The organism is Microcoleus sp. T2B6, from assembly GCF_036700475.1.
In the GTDB taxonomy this organism is placed as follows: Bacteria; Cyanobacteriota; Cyanobacteriia; order Cyanobacteriales; family Microcoleaceae; genus Microcoleus.
On record NZ_JAUBOZ010000200.1, the window covers coordinates 2,501 to 5,493 of the forward strand.

2 rRNA genes (1 of these 2 cut by a window edge) are annotated in these 2,993 nt (G+C 53.9%); both read left to right on the forward strand.

The window, feature by feature from the left end:
- Nucleotides 1–2,683, forward strand: a 23S ribosomal RNA gene (locus QUA00_RS36065) (it extends 168 nt beyond the left edge of the window).
- 122 nt (nucleotides 2,684–2,805) lie between these two features.
- Nucleotides 2,806–2,918: ribosomal RNA gene (gene rrf, locus QUA00_RS36070) — 5S ribosomal RNA — on the forward strand.
- Nucleotides 2,919–2,993 lie beyond the last annotated feature (75 nt).

Below are 2,993 nucleotides of genomic sequence, written 5' to 3' on the forward strand. Positions count from 1 at the left end.
AAGCTAACCCGGGGAACTGAAATATCTAAGTACCCGGAGGAAAAGAAATCAACCGAGATTCCCTGAGTAGTGACGAGCGAACGGGGAACAGCCCAAAAGTCATCATGGTTCTAGAAAAACAGTCTGGAAAGGCTGGCCATAGACGGTGATAGCCCAGTATTTGAAAGGGCCACGATGATGAAATTGAGTAGGGCGGGGCACGTGAAACCCTGTCTGAACATGGGGGGACCATCCTCCAAGGCTAAATACTCCTGACTGACCGATAGTGAACCAGTACCGTGAGGGAAAGGCGAAAAGAACCCCGGAGAGGGGAGTGAAATAGAACCTGAAACCGTATGCGTACAAGCAGTAGGAGCCCGCAAGGGTGACTGCGTACCTTTTGTATAATGGGTCAGCGACTTACTTTTTGTGGCGAGCTTAACCGTATAGGGTAGGCGAAGGGAAACCGAGTCTGAATAGGGCGCATAGTCGCAGGAAGTAGACCCGAAACCGGGTGATCTAGCCATGCCCAGGGTGAAGGTGCGGTAACACGCACTGGAGGCCCGAACCCACTCCTGTTGCAAAAGTAGGGGATGAGGTGTGGCTAGGAGTGAAAAGCTAATCGAACCCGGAGATAGCTGGTTCTCCTCGAAAGCTATTTAGGTAGCGCCTCGCACGAATCTTCCTGGGGGTAGAGCACTGTTATGGCTAGGGGGTCATCGTGACTTACCAAACCATGGCAAACTCCGAATACCAGGACAGACTATGCGGGAGACACACGGCGGGTGCTAACGTCCGTCGTGAAAAGGGAAACAACCCAGACCCACAGCTAAGGTCCCCAAATTATCGCTAAGTGGAAAACGATGTGGAAAGGCATAGACAGCCAGGAGGTTGGCTTAGAAGCAGCCATCCTTTAAAGAAAGCGTAATAGCTCACTGGTCGAGTCGGTCTGCGCGGAAGATTTAACGGGGCTAAGCGATATACCGAAGCTTGGGGTGCACACTTTGTGTGCGCGGTAGAGGAGCGTTCCGTACGCCTGCGAAGGTGGCTTGAGAAGGCTGCTGGAGGTATCGGAAGTGCGAATGCTGACATGAGTAACGATAATGCGGGTGAAAAGCCCGCACGCCGAAAGCCCAAGGTTTCCTAGCGCAACGTTCATCGGCGCAGGGTGAGTCGGCCCCTAAGGCGAGACCGAAAGGTGTAGTCGATGGGAAGCTGGTTAATATTCCAGCACCTCGCGTGAGTGCGATGGGGGGACGGAGAAGGGTAAGTGTACCGGGCGTTGGTTGTCCCGGGGAAAGTACAAAGGCTTGGGTGGTAGGCAAATCCGCCGCCCTTTAAGGCCGAAGTACGAGACGAGTCCTATCGGACGAAGTCACTGATCCCACGCTTCCAGGAAAAGCCTCTAAGCTTCAGCTCACGCAAGACCGTACCGTAAACCGACACAGGTGGGTAGGATGAGAATTCTCAGGCGCTTGAGAGAACTTGGGTGAAGGAACTAGGCAAAATAGTACCGTAACTTCGGGAGAAGGTACGCCTCCAGCAATGGAGGCCGCAGTGACCAGGCCGCTGCGACTGTTTATCAAAAACACAGCACTCTGCAAACACGAAAGTGGACGTATAGGGTGTGACGCCTGCCCGGTGCTGGAAGGTTAAGTGATGGGGTCAGCGCAAGCGAAGCTCTTGATCGAAGCCCCAGTAAACGGCGGCCGTAACTATAACGGTCCTAAGGTAGCGAAATTCCTTGTCGGGTAAGTTCCGACCTGCACGAATGGCGTAACGACAGCGGCGCTGTCTCCACCCAAGGCTCAGTGAAATTGAAATCGCTGTGAAGATGCAGCGTTCCCGCGGCAAGACGGAAAGACCCCGTGAACCTTTACTATAGCTTTACATTGAACGTTGAGTTCGTCTGTGTAGGATAGGTGGGAGGCTATGAAACCGAGGCGCCAGCTTCGGTGGAGCCATCCTTGAAATACCACCCTGATGTGCTTGACGTTCTAACCTAGGTCCGTAATCCGGATCGGGGACCATGTATGGTGGGTAGTTTGACTGGGGCGGTCTCCTCCCAAAGAGTAACGGAGGAGCACGAAGGTACGCTCAGCGCGGTCGGACATCGCGCAATGTGTGCAAAGGCAGAAGCGTGCTTGACTGCAAGATCGACGGATCAAGCAGGTACGAAAGTAGGTCTTAGTGATCCGGTGGTTCTGTATGGAAGGGCCATCGCTCAACGGATAAAAGGTACTCCGGGGATAACAGGCTGATACCGCCCAAGAGTTCATATCGACGGCGGTGTTTGGCACCTCGATGTCGGCTCATCACATCCTGGGGCTGTAGTCGGTCCCAAGGGTATGGCTGTTCGCCATTTAAAGTGGTACGCGAGCTGGGTTCAGAACGTCGTGAGACAGTTCGGTCCCTATCTGTCGTGGGCGTTGGAGATTTGAGAGGGGCTGTTCCTAGTACGAGAGGACCGGAATGGACGAACCTCTGGTGTACCGGTTGTCACGCCAGTGGCACTGCCGGGTAGCTACGTTCGGAAACGATAACCGCTGAAAGCATCTAAGCGGGAAGCGCGCCTCAAGATGAGATCTCCCGGGACACAAGTCCCCTAAAGGAACGATGAAGACTACGTCGTTGATAGGTCGGGTGTGTAAGTGCAGTAATGCATTGAGCTTACCGATACTAATGATCCGTGTGGCTTGATCATATAACCTCAAGTTGCCTTGCCCTTCGGCACAGAAGCCAAGACAAACCAAACTGTTACGTCACAAGACCCTATGAGAGCGTGAGCGCTTGAGCCTTCCGGCAATAGCGACCCTCCACCCTCTCCCTGGTGAACATAGCTGCGTGGAACCACCCGATCCCATCCCGAACTCGGAAGTGAAACGCGCACGCGCCGATGGTAGTGTGCATCCGCATGCGAGAGTAGGTCATCGCCAGGGCCTTACCCAAAACCCCGACCCAAAAGGTCGGGGTTTTTCTTTGCAACTCAAAAACCAATAACAGCAAAGCGCAGG